The organism is Arthrobacter sp. H20, assembly GCF_000520515.1.
Classification (GTDB): domain Bacteria; phylum Actinomycetota; class Actinomycetes; order Actinomycetales; family Micrococcaceae; genus Arthrobacter_D.
Genome location: NZ_KI914725.1, coordinates 36,306 through 52,430, shown reverse-complemented (window position 1 = coordinate 52,430; position 16,125 = coordinate 36,306). Strand labels below are relative to the sequence as shown.

Annotated in this window: 17 protein-coding genes; 10 read left to right on the top strand and 7 right to left on the bottom strand. The window is 65.2% G+C overall.

Annotation, left to right across the window (positions count from 1 at the left end; translation table 11 throughout):
* The first annotated feature begins 202 nt into the window (after positions 1-202).
* The 4 genes from Y703_RS0108340 to Y703_RS0108325 are packed head-to-tail and all read left to right on the top strand — an operon-like array spanning position 203 to position 3,584.
* A complete protein-coding gene (locus Y703_RS0108340; RefSeq protein WP_026552350.1) occupies positions 203-601 on the top strand; it encodes a 6-pyruvoyl trahydropterin synthase family protein in 399 nt (132 codons plus the stop codon).
* Between the two features lie 7 nt (positions 602-608).
* On the top strand, positions 609-1,727 hold the full coding sequence (locus tag Y703_RS0108335) for a glycosyltransferase family 4 protein (RefSeq protein WP_026552349.1): 1,119 nt from the start codon (positions 609-611) through the stop codon (positions 1,725-1,727).
* Entirely contained in the window at positions 1,682-2,602 is a 921-nt protein-coding gene (locus Y703_RS0108330) for an SAM-dependent methyltransferase (RefSeq protein WP_155849445.1), read from the top strand. The genes Y703_RS0108335 and Y703_RS0108330 overlap by 46 nt, the downstream gene beginning before the upstream one ends.
* Before the next feature lie 49 nt (positions 2,603-2,651).
* A complete protein-coding gene (locus tag Y703_RS0108325) occupies positions 2,652-3,584 on the top strand; it encodes a lysylphosphatidylglycerol synthase transmembrane domain-containing protein (RefSeq protein WP_081743446.1) in 933 nt (310 codons plus the stop codon).
* Here Y703_RS0108325 and ribA read toward each other — a convergent pair.
* Positions 3,486-4,871: a GTP cyclohydrolase II gene (ribA, locus tag Y703_RS0108320; protein ID WP_026552346.1), complete on the bottom strand. Its 1,386-nt coding sequence runs from the start codon at positions 4,869-4,871 to the stop codon at positions 3,486-3,488. The two genes, Y703_RS0108325 and ribA, sit on opposite strands and share 99 nt — an antisense overlap.
* A gap of 206 nt (positions 4,872-5,077) precedes the next feature.
* On the opposite strand from ribA, the gene Y703_RS0108315 reads away from it, so the two are divergent.
* Positions 5,078-5,467, top strand: coding sequence for a hypothetical protein (locus Y703_RS0108315; protein WP_026552345.1), 390 nt, complete (start codon positions 5,078-5,080; stop codon positions 5,465-5,467).
* Here the strand turns inward: Y703_RS0108315 and Y703_RS0108310 are convergent.
* The 4 genes from Y703_RS0108310 to Y703_RS0108295 are packed head-to-tail and all read right to left on the bottom strand — an operon-like array spanning position 5,464 to position 8,583.
* Positions 5,464-5,691: a hypothetical protein gene (locus Y703_RS0108310; protein WP_253907971.1), complete on the bottom strand. Its 228-nt coding sequence runs from the start codon at positions 5,689-5,691 to the stop codon at positions 5,464-5,466. The genes Y703_RS0108315 and Y703_RS0108310 overlap by 4 nt on opposite strands.
* Complete coding sequence (locus Y703_RS18740; RefSeq protein WP_035764292.1) at positions 5,688-7,127, bottom strand: glycosyltransferase family 2 protein; 1,440 nt, start codon at positions 7,125-7,127, stop codon at positions 5,688-5,690. Before Y703_RS18740 ends, Y703_RS0108310 begins: the two co-directional genes overlap by 4 nt.
* Positions 7,128-7,168: 41 nt before the next feature.
* Positions 7,169-7,735, bottom strand: a complete 567-nt coding sequence (locus Y703_RS20780) for a HutD/Ves family protein (RefSeq protein ID WP_051427409.1) — start codon at positions 7,733-7,735, stop codon at positions 7,169-7,171.
* Complete coding sequence (locus Y703_RS0108295) at positions 7,732-8,583, bottom strand: MurR/RpiR family transcriptional regulator (RefSeq protein ID WP_026552343.1); 852 nt, start codon at positions 8,581-8,583, stop codon at positions 7,732-7,734. Before Y703_RS0108295 ends, Y703_RS20780 begins: the two co-directional genes overlap by 4 nt.
* Positions 8,584-8,693: 110 nt before the next feature.
* Between Y703_RS0108295 and Y703_RS0108290 the strand changes: the two genes are divergently transcribed.
* Together Y703_RS0108290 and Y703_RS0108285 are read left to right on the top strand one after the other, a co-directional pair.
* Positions 8,694-9,719, top strand: a complete 1,026-nt coding sequence (locus Y703_RS0108290) for an ornithine cyclodeaminase family protein (RefSeq protein ID WP_026552342.1) — start codon at positions 8,694-8,696, stop codon at positions 9,717-9,719.
* Positions 9,720-9,724: 5 nt separating this feature from the next.
* Positions 9,725-11,260, top strand: coding sequence for an aromatic amino acid lyase (locus tag Y703_RS0108285; RefSeq protein WP_051427408.1), 1,536 nt, complete (start codon positions 9,725-9,727; stop codon positions 11,258-11,260).
* Here the strand turns inward: Y703_RS0108285 and Y703_RS0108280 are convergent.
* Positions 11,205-12,224 carry a LacI family DNA-binding transcriptional regulator gene (locus Y703_RS0108280; protein WP_026552340.1) on the bottom strand — a complete coding sequence of 340 codons (1,020 nt, stop codon included), beginning with the start codon at positions 12,222-12,224 and terminating at the stop codon, positions 11,205-11,207. The two genes, Y703_RS0108285 and Y703_RS0108280, sit on opposite strands and share 56 nt — an antisense overlap.
* Before the next feature lie 325 nt (positions 12,225-12,549).
* On the opposite strand from Y703_RS0108280, the gene Y703_RS0108275 reads away from it, so the two are divergent.
* Together Y703_RS0108275 and Y703_RS0108270 are read left to right on the top strand one after the other, a co-directional pair.
* Positions 12,550-13,443: an amidohydrolase family protein gene (locus Y703_RS0108275; RefSeq protein WP_026552339.1), complete on the top strand. Its 894-nt coding sequence runs from the start codon at positions 12,550-12,552 to the stop codon at positions 13,441-13,443.
* Complete coding sequence (locus Y703_RS0108270) at positions 13,440-14,027, top strand: cysteine dioxygenase (RefSeq protein ID WP_026552338.1); 588 nt, start codon at positions 13,440-13,442, stop codon at positions 14,025-14,027. The genes Y703_RS0108275 and Y703_RS0108270 overlap by 4 nt, the downstream gene beginning before the upstream one ends.
* 18 nt (positions 14,028-14,045) lie before the next feature.
* Here the strand turns inward: Y703_RS0108270 and Y703_RS0108265 are convergent, their stop codons facing one another.
* Positions 14,046-15,518 carry an aromatic amino acid lyase gene (locus Y703_RS0108265; RefSeq protein WP_026552337.1) on the bottom strand — a complete coding sequence of 491 codons (1,473 nt, stop codon included), beginning with the start codon at positions 15,516-15,518 and terminating at the stop codon, positions 14,046-14,048.
* Between the two features lie 142 nt (positions 15,519-15,660).
* On the opposite strand from Y703_RS0108265, the gene Y703_RS18730 reads away from it, so the two are divergent.
* Positions 15,661-16,125, top strand: a 465-nt coding sequence (locus Y703_RS18730; RefSeq protein WP_155849447.1) for an ATP-binding cassette domain-containing protein, incomplete at its 3' end; no start/stop codon positions are given.

Below are 16,125 nucleotides of genomic sequence, written 5' to 3'. Positions count from 1 at the left end.
GCCACTGCCCTTGATGCGCTGAAGGATCCGGCATTCGATGCACTGCTCAGCGGAACGTCCCTCTTCGAAGACCTACCGAACGTAATGCAGGACCTCTCCAGCGGGACCCTGCCAGCCCTGTGCCACGTGATTGCCTATCCTGGCGCCGACAAGCCCGCATAGTCTTCACCTACCCCGCACCACCCCTTATCCCAGGAGACCCATGTACCGCCTGACCGTCCGTGACCACGTGATGATCGCCCACAGCCTTCCCGACCCTTTTTTCGGCCCAGCCCAGGGCCTACACGGCGCCACCCTCGTGGTGGAGGTGACCTGGCGGCGTCGTGAGCTGACCCAGCACTCAGTGGTGATCGACATCGGCGAGGCTACAGCTATGCTCAGCGACGTCCTGGACGGACTGCGGTACAAGAATCTTGATGAGCATCCAGATTTCGACGGCGTCCTCTCCACCACCGAGGCAGTAGCCCGCTATATCGCCGACATGCTGGGCAAGCGCTTCGACAACGCTCCCTTCGCCGGACTAGACGTGGTGCTCCGCGAACACCCCGACGCGTGGGCAGGCTACTCGGTGGACTTCCAGTCAGCAGACGTCAAGGACTAGTCCCCGCATGGACCTGACCCTGGTGATTCCCGCTGCCCTGGGCGGACCCAGCGGAGGCAGCATCTACAACGATCGTCTGGCCGCCGCGCTCGGTAACGCGGGACACCGGGTGAAAACGATTGCCGTACCTGGCGCCTGGCCCAACGGCTCGCCCCGGGACCATGAAACCCTTGCCGCAGCGATTCGCCAGGAGCCAGTAGCCCAGGATTCGGTGGTCCCGGACTCAGTGACCCAGAATTCGGTGGTCCTGGTCGACGGGATCATGGCGTCGGCGGCCCCCGAAGCGATCAGCACTGCAGTAAACGCCGGGATCACCGTCTGGGTGCTGGTGCATCTGCCGCTCCCCGCGGAGACCGGGCTCACCGAGCAGGAGATGACTGCCTTCGCCACATCCGAAAAGGCGGCGCTGCACCATGCCAGCGGCGTCATAAGTACCAGCAACTGGGCCCGGGACGACCTCATCCGGCGCTACCGGCTGGACCGGGTGCGTGCAGTGCTTCCCGGCACTGAACCGGCAGCGCTGGCCACCGGCAGCACCCCGCCGCACCTGTTGATGCTCGGGTCACTGACCCCCCGGAAGAACCACTCGATGGTGCTCTCAGCGCTCGCCGGCGTCGCCGACCTGCAGTGGACAGCTGCCCTGGTGGGCGGAGCCAGCCAGGGCGGCAGCTCCCATGCCAGGAGGCTGCACAGCCTGGCCGAGCGCTTCGAGCCGGGTCGCATCACCTTCCCCGGCGTTCTTCAGCGATCAGCACTCGACGCCGAATGGGGGCGGACCGATCTCCTGCTCCTCCCGTCTGTGGCCGAGACATTCGGGATGGTCATCACCGAGGGACTGGCTCGTGGCATTCCGGGGGTGGTGGGAGCGGGGACCGGCGCCGTCGAAGCCCTCACCGGACACGCAGCTGGCAGCGCGACCGGTCTGGGCCCGGTTCCAACCTCAGGGACGCTGCCGGGCGGCGTCGTCGACCCCCACGTCCCAGAGCAACTGGCAGCTCTGTTGCGGGAGTGGCTCACCGACGCGACAGTGCGACGGTCGTGGCGCACTGCCGCCCTGCGCCGTCGCGATACACTGCCGACATGGGCCAACACCGCGACAACGCTCCTGAACATCGTCCACCCGTGATCAACACGGACCCCGACGCACCCCGTCCGATCAGCAGCGACTGGCTCACCCTCCGTCGCCCCGCCGACGAAGCCGCCCGCCAGGCCAGCCTGCCACTCCTTGCCGAACTCCAGGCGTTCCTGACTGCAGAGGAGGTTCCCGACGGCGATGAGCAGCCGGTCAGGATCTTCGACCTTGGTGCCGGTACCGGAGCCAACCAGGCCTGGCTTGCACCACAGCTGAACGCAACCCAACCGCAGCTGAAGCAACAGTGGACCTTGATTGACCACGATCCGGCCCTGCTGGAACACACCATGAGCGAGCCCTCGATCGACGGGGTCATTGGGACCGAAGCAGTGGTTGCCGGGATTGAAGACCTTGAGCAGATCCTGCGCGGCGATACTGAGGCTGCCGGGCATCTCCGGTTTGTCACCTGTTCGGCTCTCCTGGACCTGCTCACGACCACGCAGCTCGACACCCTCTGTGCAGCGCTTGCGGAATCGCACACAGCCGCGCTGTTCAGCCTCAGTGTCACCGGCACCATGACCATTGAACCAGCCGATCCGCTCGATGACTCCCTCAACAAGGCCTTCAACCTGCACCAGAACCGCGGCGGCCGCGCCGGTGCGCGGGGCGTTGACCTCACCCAGCAGTTTCTCGCCGACGCCGGCTTCACAGTCACCACAGTCGACACCCCGTGGGAGCTCCGCGGGAAACACACGGCACTGATCGAGCGGTTCCTCAGCGATCGGGCGGACGCCGTCCTCGAAGAAGAGCCCAGCCTCGCCGAAGATTTGAACCAGTGGCTGGCCCGACGAGCCGAGCAGGCCGCCGCGGGCTCACTGCGACTGACGATCGGTCACCGGGACCTCCTGGCGCTGCCGCCCCGGCAGTGATTCCACACCCGTGAGCCGTGTCCCGTGAGCGTCCCGTGAGCCGAGTCCCGTGAGCCGCCGCAGCTGGCTCGGAGTCCTCCAGGTGGTGGTCGCCGGAGCTCTCATCTACTACCTGGTGTTGACCTTTGGCACCGGTCCCTTCACCGCCGGGCTCGAAGCGGTGACGGCGCCCTCGATCGCCGCCGCACTGGCGCTTGGGCTGATCGGGACTGCCGCCCAGGCACAACGCTGGCGGCTCGTCTCACGAGGATTCCAGATGCACCTCCCCTGCGGCGGAGCGCTCACCCAGTGTTACGAGGCCTCGTTCCTGAATGCCGTGCTGCCCGGCGGTTTGGCAGGCGATGCTATCCGTACCGCCCGGCAACGGGCCGCCCACCGGTCCACCTGGCTAAGCAGCATTGGGTCAGTGCTCGGCGAACGCCTCACCGGCACAGTGGTTGTGCTCCTCGCAGCGGCAGCAGCCCTGCTCACCACCAATTGGCGCCTCGCAGCAGCTACTGCCGCCGGTGCAGTGGTTGTCCTGATAGCCGCTCTCCCGTCGCTGCGCCGACTTCCCAACCGGACCGTCGTCGCCGTCTGGGCACTGTCTGCGCTCGGCTGGTCCTCATTCGCCGCGTTGTTCGCCGTTTCGGCGGCGTTGACGGCACCCGCTCTGGGAGCGGCCGACGTCGTCGCTCTCGCCGCGATCTGTCTGGCCGGAATGTCCATTCCCCTAAGCCTTGGCGGCTGGGGCCCGCGAGAGGGAATCGCCACGTTGGCGTTCATGATGTTCGACTATTCAGGCGCACTGGGACTCGAGGTGTCGGTTGGCTACGGGCTGCTCGCCCTGGTGTCGGTGCTGCCCGGCGCTGGGCTACTGCTGATGTTGGCCGTTCGCGGAGTGCTACGCAACCGGAGCGAGCACGGCAGCCGAAAAGTCGAACTCGGTGCAGACATCCCTACCAAACTCGAAACGCCGGACCGGAGCGGAGAGAGCATCTGAGAGCGCGTCGCTGCCAGTAAACCGGATGCCCGGCACGCCGTCGCCCACGAGGATTGGTGCGCTGGTGAGATACAGCCGGTCGAGTGCGCCGGCCTCGAGGAAGCGGGACACGGTGTGTCCGCCACCCTCCACCAGGACACGGGGGTGGCCCAGATCCGCCAACAGCTCAAGCAGACGATGTGGCTCAAAATCCTCCCGCGCCAGGCGCTTCACGCCCACGTGTCCGGCCAGATCCACCGGGACAACTGCTTCGCTGCCGACCAGCCAAAGGGTAGGAGCAGCGCCATCGGTCAGCACAGCTGAGGCGTGAGGAATGCGGCCCTGGGGATCCAGCACCACCCGCACCGGATTGGTCCCTTCCACTGCCCGCACGGTGAGCAAGCAGTCGTCGGCGGTGACAGTTGAGGCACCAATAACGACTGCGTCGACAAGGGCCCGCAGCCGGTGCAGATGTTCCCGGTCCTCGCTGCCGGTGACAAAGCGTGCGTCGCCGGTACGCGAGGCGATGAAACCGTCAAGGCTCTGCCCGAGCTGACCGATCACCAGCCGGCCATCGGGACGAATTGCCTGCACCAGCGGGCCGTACCGGGTGAGCAGATCAGCAGCGAGCCCGTGGAGCGACCCCTGAGGAACAATTCCCTCGGTGAGCTGCCGCCAAACATCCTGGACCGGTTCGCCGTCGTGCCTCATCCTGGCGCGTTTAGTGGCAATATAGTCGGCGTTTTCGGGGCGCTGAGCGATGAACAGTCCGCTGCGTGAAGTGACCGTGATCCCGCCGCTCTCCAGTGCCTCCTGCTTGGCGGGGTTGGACGAGAGCAGCCGAAGCCGGGTAACGCCAAGGTCGCGGAGAATTTCGGTACTCTGCTCGTAGTCCCTGGCATCCACCGGAAGTCCGAGCGAGGTGTTGGCGTCCACAGTGTCGACGCCCTGATCCTGCAGGGCGTAGGCGCGCAGTTTCTCCAACAGTCCGATGCCACGGCCCTCATGGCCCCTGACGTAGATGACTATCCCTGCCCCCTCGTCGCTGATGCGCTGCAGTGACGCGTCCAGCTGCTCGCCGCAGTCACAGCGGTACGAGCCGAGTGTGTCTCCCGTAAGGCATTCGGAGTGCACCCGCACCAACGGGGAAGTTCCCTCGATGTCGCCGCGGACCAGCGCGACATGCTCGTTGTCATCAGAGTCTCGGTACCCCACCATACGAAACACGCCGTAGCGCGTAGGCAATACCGTTTCAACAACACGTTCTACCTGTGAGGCGCCCCAGCCGGGAGCCGATTCGATCGACATAGATCAACAATAGGCGACTCGCCGGGCGTCCAATCCCCTAACCGGCCCCAGGGTCTTCACTCATTCACTATGGTGGGAATGAGGAACCGGCTACGTGGTCTGTGCGTTAACCCCCCGTAGCTAAACCATCCGGGCGGGACCACCTGTGCCGGAGATACAGCACGGGCAGCCCGCTGGGGTGCTGCCTCCAGTCGACGTAAGGCAGCATGGAACCGAACCGGTCATCATCGGACGCTGGGCGCCGCCTGGCACAGGCATACGCGGCGCAGGCCGGCAGCCTTGCCGTCCTGGTTGAGACCCCTGAATTTCCTGCGGCCTTTAGGATTCAGAGCCGCCGGGTTGAAAGCGGTGAACAACGTCTCTCGGGTCTGGAAGCGCTGCGGCATACGCTGGTGCAGGCAGTCCTCGACGCTCGCGAGCTGTGCGAACGTACCGCATCGAAGCCTCTAGCACCGGAGCCCGACGCCGTGGCACTTGCTCTCGGTAGTGCTCCTGTGTTGACTGCGCCAACCTTCGGACAGCTGCTTCTCAGCGCGGCGGTCAAGGATCTTGAAGAGCTCGACGACCGGCTGCATCAGGCACGGCTGGCAGACTAGGCTGGCGCGTCAGGGTGAATGCTCCGCGTTTCCGACCGGCGGTTGCGCCCGCTGACCCAGTCGGACGGATATAGCTTAGGCAACACTTTTGAGGCTGCAAGCGCCCCGTACATCACTGTGTTGATCGCAACGAAAGCTGCGAGCACTGCGAACAATTCGGTGTGCACAATTGATTCCGGAAGCAGAATTCCGGTGGGTAACTCAAGTACCGCTGCATTGATCATCTGATGGCCTCCTGCGACTCGTGAGGGGTCTCGTGGGTGACGTGCTTCCAGGTCGCCTGCCTGCCGACAGCTATGTCCAGTATCCCCTTCACATAGATCAGGTTCAGGACCATGTCGAAGAACAACTCCGGAAACAGGCTCGCTGCCAGCACTCGTGCACGCCACCCGCCCTTCCAGACCGTCACAACGCGTTCGACCATGAACAGAGCGCCGATCCCCAGCCAGAACGGGAACCAGATCCAATTCTCCAACGACAGTAGCGCAAGACTTATCAGCAACAGATAGGAACTGAGAGCGATGACTCCATAACCAATGCCCAGCTGCTGCGCCCAATACCGCATGGTCTGCGACCTGACGCCGTAGGCTCCGAGGTTCTCCAAAGCGCCGCGCTGCCACCGCAGCCGCTGCGCCCACAGTGTCCGCCACCCGGGCATCAGCTCCGTGACGACTGTGCACTGGTGGGGCGACACCATCTGGGCGCCCAGGGACTTCAGTGCAATCGTCAGTTCATTGTCTTCAGTCAACGCAGCTGTGTCGTAGACCATGCCGGGCTGGCCGGGGATTGACTGGCCGCGGCTCTCCGCGACGGTGCGGAGAGCGACGGGACGAAACATCGAGGCGGTGCCGGTCAGCACGAACACGCGCCCCCTGCGTCGTCGAATTTCCCGGGCGTAACGGATGTACTCATTGCGTTGGAACTGGCCCAGCAGTCCGTGCCCCTCCTCCCCGTAGAAGAGACCGCCGATGGCCATCAAGGCCCGGTCATTGGTGAAGCGGGAGACGGCGGCCCCGATGAAGCCGTCGTCGAGGCTGGTATCCGCGTCCATCACCATGACGACGTCGTTGTGCTTCTGTTCGGGCAAGAGCTGAGTCAGCACCTGATTCAGGGCGCCAGCCTTCTTATGCTCGTTATCGACCGAGAGGAACACCTCGACGCCAGCATTGCGGGCGACGGCGGGAGTTGAATCCGTGCAGTTATCGGCCACCACAATGATGCGGTCTGGCGGCTGGGACTGGGCAAGGAGTGAGGCAATGGTGGCTGGCAGAGATACCTCCTCATTGTGGGAGGGAATGAGGACGGTCACCGTCACCGGACCGGCATAGACTCCTCGGGTCGCTGCCATCACGATCTTCGGCGCCAACGGAGCCACGACCCCGTCAACGGAGCGTCGCGACCTGGACGCAATGCGCCGTTCCAGCACCGCTACACCGACCGCCAGCAGCAGGGCCATTGCCACTGCCGCAAGAATCACCCGCAGTGCAGGTGCTTCAGAGTCGTACAGCACACGCCAGAAGCCGAGGACCAAACCTTCAGTCGGCTCGTCACGAATCTCGGGGTCGCCGCTCGCGACGGCGAACCAAAGGAGCGCTGCGGCAGTCCCTGCCAATACCGCGATGACAATGCCAACCCCACGCTGAAACCAACGACTCCCCATGGGGTCAGATTAGCAGACCAAAACCGCGCTGTCCGAAGGTGCTAGCGGCAACCGCTCGCACAGAAAAGGGTGGCCACTGCAACGCCCGCTTCCCCCACAAAATCGGCCTGCCCGTTCTCAATCAGAACTGAGTCATGGGGCCGCAGCAGCTGGCCGCGGAAGCTCAGGCTTCCGGACAGCATGACGACGACGGCTGTCCCCGACGCGGTACCGATTACCTGCTCGTCGGCTAGATCGACGTAGTGAAGCTCCCCGGTGAAGGCCGCCCGTCGGGTCATCAGGTTGAGATCGAGCGTCGGGGCCGTTACGCCCACCGCAGCAACCTCATTCTCGCCGGCAAATCGGTGCACCCCGTACTGGTGAAGGTTCACCTGATGTCCGTTATCCACCAGTCCCAGACCCTGGGGCGATAGCGCCATGAGAGAACGGTCCACGCCAGGGAACACCGAGAACGCGCCGTCCCGGCCGACCGTGGCGATACTCAGCCGCCAGTCAAAGGTGGCGGCTGAGGCGCCGTCGGGCCGCAGCACCAGCTCGGTTGTTACGCCGCCGCCGTTCTTCCACTGCACCTGACGGTGCCCTGACGCTGGCAGTAGGGTGACACTCATCGAGGCGGGTGGGCCCAGCGCTCCACCAGTTCCTCGTGAGCCTCAAGGAGTTCCTGGGTGCGGTGGGGATCCCGCGCGGCGAGGGCGTCGAGCAGGGAAATGGACAGGACAACTGCCGCGGCATGGGAATCGAACACCAGATCGGCGCCCACCGGAGCGACCAACAGGGCGTCGACGTCGTTGGCAAACGGCACCAGCGGACTGTCAACGATTGCCACGGTGGCCATCCCGAGCGCACGGGCCTGCGCCAGCGCCCGGACCGTCGCCGCGGGATACCTCGGCATCACGAAGGCCACCACTGCTGTAGCGCCATTGCGGTGCAGCTGGAGGACGGAATCGTCCATGGAAGCTGCATCGGAGAGCACATGGACATCAGGGAGCACCCGGCGGGCGAAGTAGCCCAGGTACTCGGCGAGCGCGGCCGAGACGCGGAGCCCGATGATGCCGAGCGGCTGGGTAGCCGCGAGCAGATCGACGGCACGCCGCATCTGATCGCTGGCCACAGTTCGCTCGAGTGCCCCGATGTTCTGTTGCTCACATTCGAGAATGGTGGGCGGCACGACCCCCACGCCGTTCAGTGGAGCCGTTCTCCCCCGCACCACGTCGCGAATGGCGCTGCGAAATTCAAGGTAGCCAGGGTAGCCCAGGGCAGTGGCCAGCCGGGTGACTGTGGGCTGGCTGACTCCCGCAGCCTCAGCGACGTCGATGGTTGAGGCAAACGCTACGTCAGGCAAGGAGGCGAGCATGTACTGGATCACGCGGCGCTGGGTGGGCGACACCCGGTGCTGATGCGCCAGGTTGACCAGCCAATCATGAGCGCGGTCAGCAGATGATTGGTCGCTCAGCACAGGCAGCCCCCGGTTCCGGTAACGTCATCGTTTGGTGATCCCACTCACTATGAATAGCATGATACACAGCCACGACACTTGCATGAAAAAATTCATACTCGGAGGTTCGAATGTCAGAGCAGGGTCACCGCGAAATTTGGCTGAGGTTTCTCTCCGGCCCGGATATTGATTCACTGGAGCTCACCCGCCCCGAGATCATTAGGGCAGTCGACGACGTCGTCGCCTCCCATGGCAGGGGCGAGACGGTCTTCGAACCCCGCATGCACCTGATGCCCGACAACGGCGGCATTGGTCACTTCAATGTGTTGCGCGGACACGTATCCAATCTGGGCGCCAACGGCATCAGTGGCGTCAAGGTGGTGGGCGACTTTGTCCCCAACTATTTGCAGGGGCTACCCAGCGAACTTTCGATGGCCACCCTGTACGATCCGACCACCGGCGTCCCGCTCTGCGTGATGGACGCTACCCTGGTCACCGAGGTGCGTACCGGCGCGATGACCGCCGTCGGCGCCAAGCACCTGGCCCGGAAGGACTCGCGGATCCTTGGCCATGTGGGCGCCCGGGGTACAGCATTCTCCAACGTCACCATGCTGGACAGCATGTTCGACCTCGACGAGATCCGGGTCACCAGCAAGCGCCGTGAATCCCGTGAAGCGTTCGCCGAGCAGTTGCGCGCCGAGATCAGTACCCCGGTGCGCGTGGTGGACACCGCCGAGGAAGCGTTCGACGACGCCGACATCCTCGTGGAAGCCTCCCGCCTTAACGAACCCACTCCGTTGCTGCGCACCGCCGCTGTAAAGCCCGGCGCATTCGTTGTCCCCTACGGCACCGTGAGCGCCGTCGAACTGGACCTGCTCGATGTAATGGACAAGGTGGTGGTCGATGACTGGCGTGAGGCGCAATCGGGCCGGTTCGGTGCCCTCCGCCCGCACGTGGACACCGGCCGTCTGTCTCCCGAGACCCTTTATGCCCAGCTAGGCGAGATTGTCAGCGGCCAGAAGCCGGGCCGCGAATCCGACGACGAACGGATCCTGTTCTGGCACCGTGGGCTCTCGATCCTCGACGTGGCGGTGGCTCACCTGATTCTTACCAAGGCAGAGCAATCGGATGCTGGAACCATGCTGAGGTACCGGTAACCGCCATGCAGTCATCCCCTACCGGTGCTGCGCAGCTGGCGGTGCTGCGCATCGCCGAGCCGGACGACCTCAACGCCCAGGCCATAGCCGAAGTTGCAGCTGGCCGCCCGCTCCGGCTCGAGCCCGCGCTGCTTGACCGAATCTCAGCGCGACGCCGGGAGGTCATCGACCACCTCAGGAATGGCGATCCGGTCTACGGCGTGAACACCGGGATGGGGGCCGCCAGCGAGGTTCATCTCGACGACGCAGCCCAATCCAGGCACCAGAACAACCTGATGCTGGGCCGGGCTGTGGGATCAGCGCCCTGGCTGGGCACCCTCGAGACCCGCGCCGTTCTTGCCGTGCGGCTCCGGACCTTTCTCACGGGCGATTCCGGGGTGTCAGAGCACCTGTGCGTCAGACTGGCCGCGCTGCTGAGCGACGATCTGCTGCCCGCTATCCCCCGGACCCGGATTGGGGCGGCCGGGGAAATAATTCCCCTCGCGCACCTGGGCGGGGCGCTCACCGGATCGGGAGAGTTCCTGGTGAACGGCGTGGCCGTCGACGCCGCCGGGGTACTGGCCGACGCGGGGATGGCCCCCTACTCGTTCGGGACCAAGGAAGGAGTTGCAGTGATCGAGGGAGTTCCCGTCACCACCGCACTCGCCATCCTCAGGGTCAATGACGCCCGCCTCCTCGCAGCCCAGGCAGTTGCGCTGACCGCCGCTGAAGTGTGTCTGGTGGGCGCCAGCCGTGATCCTTTTGATCCAGCCCTGGCCCGGGCCGACGTCGGGCTCGGTACAGTCTTGGGAGCGATCCGCCGACTCGCTGGACCCGATCCCGCTCCACGCACTCTTCAGTCGCCGCTGTCCGTGAGGGTGCTCGGACCCGCAGTCGCCGCACTGCTGCGTTCCATCGCTGCGGTGGAGGCCGCCGTCGAGCGCGCGCTCAACGGGGTCACCGATTCGCCGGCCTACCTCGATGGGCGGTTCATTGGGACTGCCGGGTTCGACGGGTTTGACCTTGCCTCCTCCCTCGACGGGCTGACGCTCTCCCTCATCCACGTCGCTGAGACGTCAGCGGCTCGCATTCACCGCCTGCTGGACGAGAAGTTCACCGGACTCCCCCGCCAGCTCTCCGGGCAGCCCGGCCTGCACGCCGGAATGGTGGCTGTCCACAAACGCGCTGTCGGCGTCGTTCATGAACTGGTGGCCGGCGCACGGCCCTCAAGCGTTGGGGCGATCGAGACCTCCTTCGGGCAGGAGGATGTGCAGAGCTTCTCAGCTGAGGCCGCGGAAGCCTGCGGTCACGCCGCACTGGGTTTCCGCGACGTCCTGGCGTGCGAGCTGCTGACGGTGATCCAGGGCGTCAGACTCGCCGAGAACGCGCTGGTCCGCGGTGACCATCGCCTGGGAACCCTCGTGGACCAGGCATCGAACCTGCTCCCCGCCGGGACCAATGACCGCGCCTACGGGAAGGACATCACAGTGCTGAACAACCTGCTGGCTAGTGGTTGGGGACGCTGGGTGGCGGCTGACGAGCTGTCGATCCCCGCTCAATGAAGACCGGACGGAACATCACCTGGCCACTGGCGGTTCCGGTGCCCTCCGGCAAGGTGAGCGCGCTGACCGCGGCGTCGACAATCGCCTGCTCATCCCACCCGAAGGTGGTCAGTTCCGGGCTGACCAGAGAGGCCAGCTCGCTGTCGTCGAAGCCAAGGATTGACAGGTCCTCCGGCACGGAGAGCCCCAGCTCCCGGGCCGCGCGGTAGGCCCCGAACGCAATCGAATCCCCCAGGCAGAACAGCGCAGTGGGCCGTTCAGCACCCGAGAGCAGCTGGGCTGCCGCCAGGGCCGCCCCGTGGACCGAGGACGGCGACGACGACACGGTCACCGTCACTCCCATGGAATCCCCCAGGCTCTGCGCCAGCACCTCGGCGGGCCGCCCCGGGGTGGTTGGCAGTGTCGGCGCCAGTAAACCCACCGAGCGGTGGCCCAGGTCAGCCAGGTGTTGCAGGGCAGTGCCGACCCCATACTCGTTATCAAACAGGACGCTTTCCGATTCCGGTCGGGCCGTCAATGCGTCGCCGATAGACACGATGCGCGTCTGGGCCGGCACTTCGGCCCAGTAGCTGGCCGAGGGATCCACGGGCAGCACGATCACGCCGTCGACCCGCTGGGCCGCCAGGGAGCGGAGTACCGCTTCTTCCCGCTGGGGCGAGCCGTCGACGTCGGCGATGATCGAGGAGAGTTCCTGCGCCCTGAGCGCCTCGGACAGCATCACTGCCAGGCCCTGTCGCCATAGATCGCGGAGGGATCCAACAATTGCCACATTGCCGCTGCGCCCGCTGGCGAGCGCCCGGGCAATGGGATCGGCCGAGTATCCCAGGTCATCAGCAATGGCGCGCACGCGGGTCTGGGTTGCCTCTGAACCCCTCAGACCCCGGAGCGCATAGGAGGTCGCAGCCTTCGACAATCCTGCAGCGTCTGCGATGTCCTGGAGTGTTTTCCGCTGGGCCCCGGTCATCAGACCAGCATACGGGGGGCGGCGCAACTCCCGCCGAAGACCCCGAAGAAACCCCCGCCGGAGAACCCACCGCCGAGCGCCGGAGACCGCCGAGCGCCGGAGAACCCACCGCCGAAGAGTTAGCCGTGGCGGGCTGAGGGCCTGTCGACCCACCTCATCTCACTTCTCGGCGGTGGGTGCGGTGGGTGAGGTGGGTGAGGTGGGCATCCTTATGCGGTTGACAAACTGGCGTGTGAACCGGTTCAATGGATGGAGTGAACCGGTTCACTCCCGCAGTTTGCTTACCATTTTCCTATTTCTCCGATCCCGACCGCGAAAGGGCATCATGCGCACTGATTGCCACCAGCACCTGTGGCCAGCCGCGTTTGTCGATGCACTCCGCGCCCGCACCCAAAACCCACGACTTCAGGGCTGGGAGCTCCTGGTCGACGGCGAAGCGCCCTACGCCGTCGACCCCCTGGCCCACGATCCCGAGATCCGCCGCACCCGCGAGACGCTCGAGGGCAAAGACCAGGTACTGCTCTCCCTGTCCAGCCCCCTGGGCATCGAGCACCTGCCCTACGAGGAATCACGCGAGCTGATCGAGATCTGGCACCATTGCGCAATCGAGCTGGGTGACCCCTTCCTGTTGTGGGCGGCGACACCGGTGAGCAGCTTCGACCTGGACGGTCTGGCCCGCATCCTTGACCATGACCGGGTGGTGGGCCTCCAATTGCCCGCCACGGCCCTGGCAGACCCGGTAGCGATCCTGCGCATGCAGCCGGTCCTTGACCTCCTACAGGCCTCCGACAAGCCGCTGCTGATCCACCCCGGCCCGGCACCGGCAACCGCCGGGACTCCCTCCTGGTGGCCGGCACTGGTGCCCTACGTCTCCCAGTTGCACGCCTCCTGGTTGGCCTGGCACGCGGTGGGGCGCGCCCAGCACCCCACTCTTCGCGTGGCGTTCGTGGCACTGGCCGGGCTTGCACCCCTCCACCATGAGCGGCTGGCAGCCCGCGGCGGCACATTCGGCGCTGTTGACCCCCTGGTCTACTACGAGACGTCCTCCTACGACACTCGTGCGATTGACGCGACCATCCGGGTAGTCGGCGTCGACCCGATCATTCACGGATCCGACCGGCCCTATGCGGAACCACGCGATCCTGGGCTCGGGCACGCCTTCACCCACGCACTTTTCTCAGCCAACCCTCAACATCTCCTGAAAGGAACTCCACGATGACCACCACACCGTTCAAGGGCGCAGCCCTCACCGAGTCAGACGTTCCTGCCCTGCCCGGGCGAACCCTTAGCCAGAAGGAACTGCAGGACTGGGTCACCAGCCTCGCGGCGCACCCCGAGCTGTGGGAACACCACATCAGCCACGAGGGCGGCGAACGCCACTACGCGTCCGTGTACCGGGACTCCAACATTGACGTCTGGCTGCTGTGCTGGAATACCCAGGACGACACCGGCTGGCACGATCACGACATCTCCTCTGGCGCCGTCGTCGTCACCCAGGGCGCGGTCACCGAAGCCAATCCGCGGATGAACGGCGAACCGGTCCGACGGGTAGTCGAGGCGGGGCGTTCCTTCTCCTTCGGACCGGACCACGTGCACCGGATGGGCGGCGATGTGGATGGATCCGTGTCCATCCACGCCTACTCCCCGCCGCTGTGGCGGATGGGACAGTACGCGATTGGCCGCAACGGCGTCATCCGCCGCATGTCGGTGAGCTATGCCGACGAACTGCGTCCCATGGATGACGAGAGCGTGATCGAAAAGTACAAGCAGCTTCAGTCAGTCACCGAGCACCTTGCACGGTAGGTCCTACCGCCCAGCCCTTCAGCCCCAGAACTGATCAAGGCCGGGCAGCAGGGCAAGTGCACGCGCAAGGTCATCTCCCAGCGGCCTGTCTTCCTGACCAGGGTCAAGGCCAGCCGCAAGGTAGGTGAACGCTTCCCTCGCCGGTGCGTTGCCGAGCCGGTGCGGTGCCATCCGGAGCGCCCGCACCGCTGCCACTGCTTCAAGCGCGACGACGACGGGCGCCTCCGCTGAGAGGTGCCGCAGCTGCCGGGCGCCCTGGGTAGCGAACCCGGCGTGCTCCTCGAGTCCCAGGGACACGCTGATGCCCGGACCGTTCGCAGGCGTCGCTATGGTGCGCAGAATCGACAGCAGATCCTGGGCAACATACTCGGCGATCATCAACCCGGAGCTGCCCCGCGGACCCGCCGAAAGGAATGACGGGAGACCGCTCAGCTCGGGCCGGAACAGGTGGGATAGCCGGGCCGCAGAGAGGGAAATCACCGGATACACGGCGGTGCGGGTGGCATCCAGCGCCGCCGACAGCATGGCCAGGTGGAACTGCCCGTGGTGGAACACTCCCTCGGAGGTCATCAAGGGGTTCTCGGCTGCACCATTGAGCTCTGTTTCAAGGATGGACCTGAGCCGCTGGAGGGCATCGAGCGCCGGCGCATGCACCTGGGGCAGCGCCCGCAGGGCAAAGGGATCCTGCAGCCGGGCCGGCACAGCTGGGGTGTCGGGTCCGGTCAGCCGGCGCATCGATGCGGCAACCGCGGCCTGGTGCGGGTGGGCCCTGGCCTGATGAACTGCCTCAGCGTATGGCTCCGGTGAGCCCTCAAGGGCCAGCATGGTCAGCGATGCCACCACCAGCGCACTCTTCATCAGCCGTTCGGTCGCTATGGCTCCCTGCGCTGCGGTGGCCAGAGTCAGGGCACTCGAGCTCATGAACGGCAACGAATCGGTGTCCTCGAAGCGCACCGGAGCGATCCCTCCGGTGTGCCACGGCCGGTCACCGCTCAGGGTGAGGGCGAGTTCAGCCATGGCTGCGAGATCGCCGGTCCCGAGACCACCGAGGCTATGGATGGTGGCTACCGATCCGTTGTCCAGAGCTTCCAGCAGGCCCCGTACCACCCCGGTGCTAATTCCCGAGCCGCCCGCCAGGAACTGATTGAGGCGCACGGCCATGGCAGCGCGAACCGTTGACTCCTCATCGACCCGGCCTGCCCCCGCGCAGTGGCTCAGCAACAGGTGCCGCGCGTGAGCTTTCCTGCGCTCAGCTGGCGTCCCGCCCGGCTCCACATTCAGCGCACGATTGGCGCCGACCCCCGTATTTGCGCCGTACACCCGACCCGATTCGCGGGCCCGCACCAGCTGCCCATGCGACCTCTCCAGGGCGCCGAGAACGCCGTCGGGCACCTGCACCCGAGAGGATCCAGCCGAAATAGTAATAAGATCGTCAAGTGTCAGCGAGGCGCCGTCGAGCACCACCCGGTGGATGTTGTCCTCGGAAGTCATGGGTGAACCGTTGTCCTTTACATAGTGACTATGTAAGTAATCTCACAGATCGGATTGACTGTCTATTCATTCGCTGTAACTATGAATCAACTTATTCACTGCCGGTTATTAGGGCTGGTGCAGAGGAACCTGGAGAGCCACCGTGATCACGTTTGACAAGGTAAGCAAGACTTTTCCGGATGGCACCCACGCCGTCGATAATCTGAACTTTGAATTGCCGACCGGGAAGATCACGGTGTTTGTGGGCCCCTCGGGCTGCGGCAAAACCACTTCACTACGCATGATCAACCGCATGATCGAGCCGACCGGCGGCCGGATCCTGATCGATGGACAGGACGTCACCTCGCAGGACGCCGCCCTGCTGCGACGGTCAATCGGCTATGTGATCCAGCATGCTGGACTGTTCCCGCACCGCACGGTGATCGAGAACGTCATGACAGTTCCCAACCTGATCGGCAGTGACAAGAAGAAGTCCCGGGCCACCGCCATGGAACTGCTGCTCCGGGTGGGACTCACCGAAAGCATGGCCAACAAGTACCCGGTCCAGCTCTCGGGCGGACAGGAACAGCGCGTTGGTGTGGCTCGTGCGCTCGCCGCCGAAGGGGGT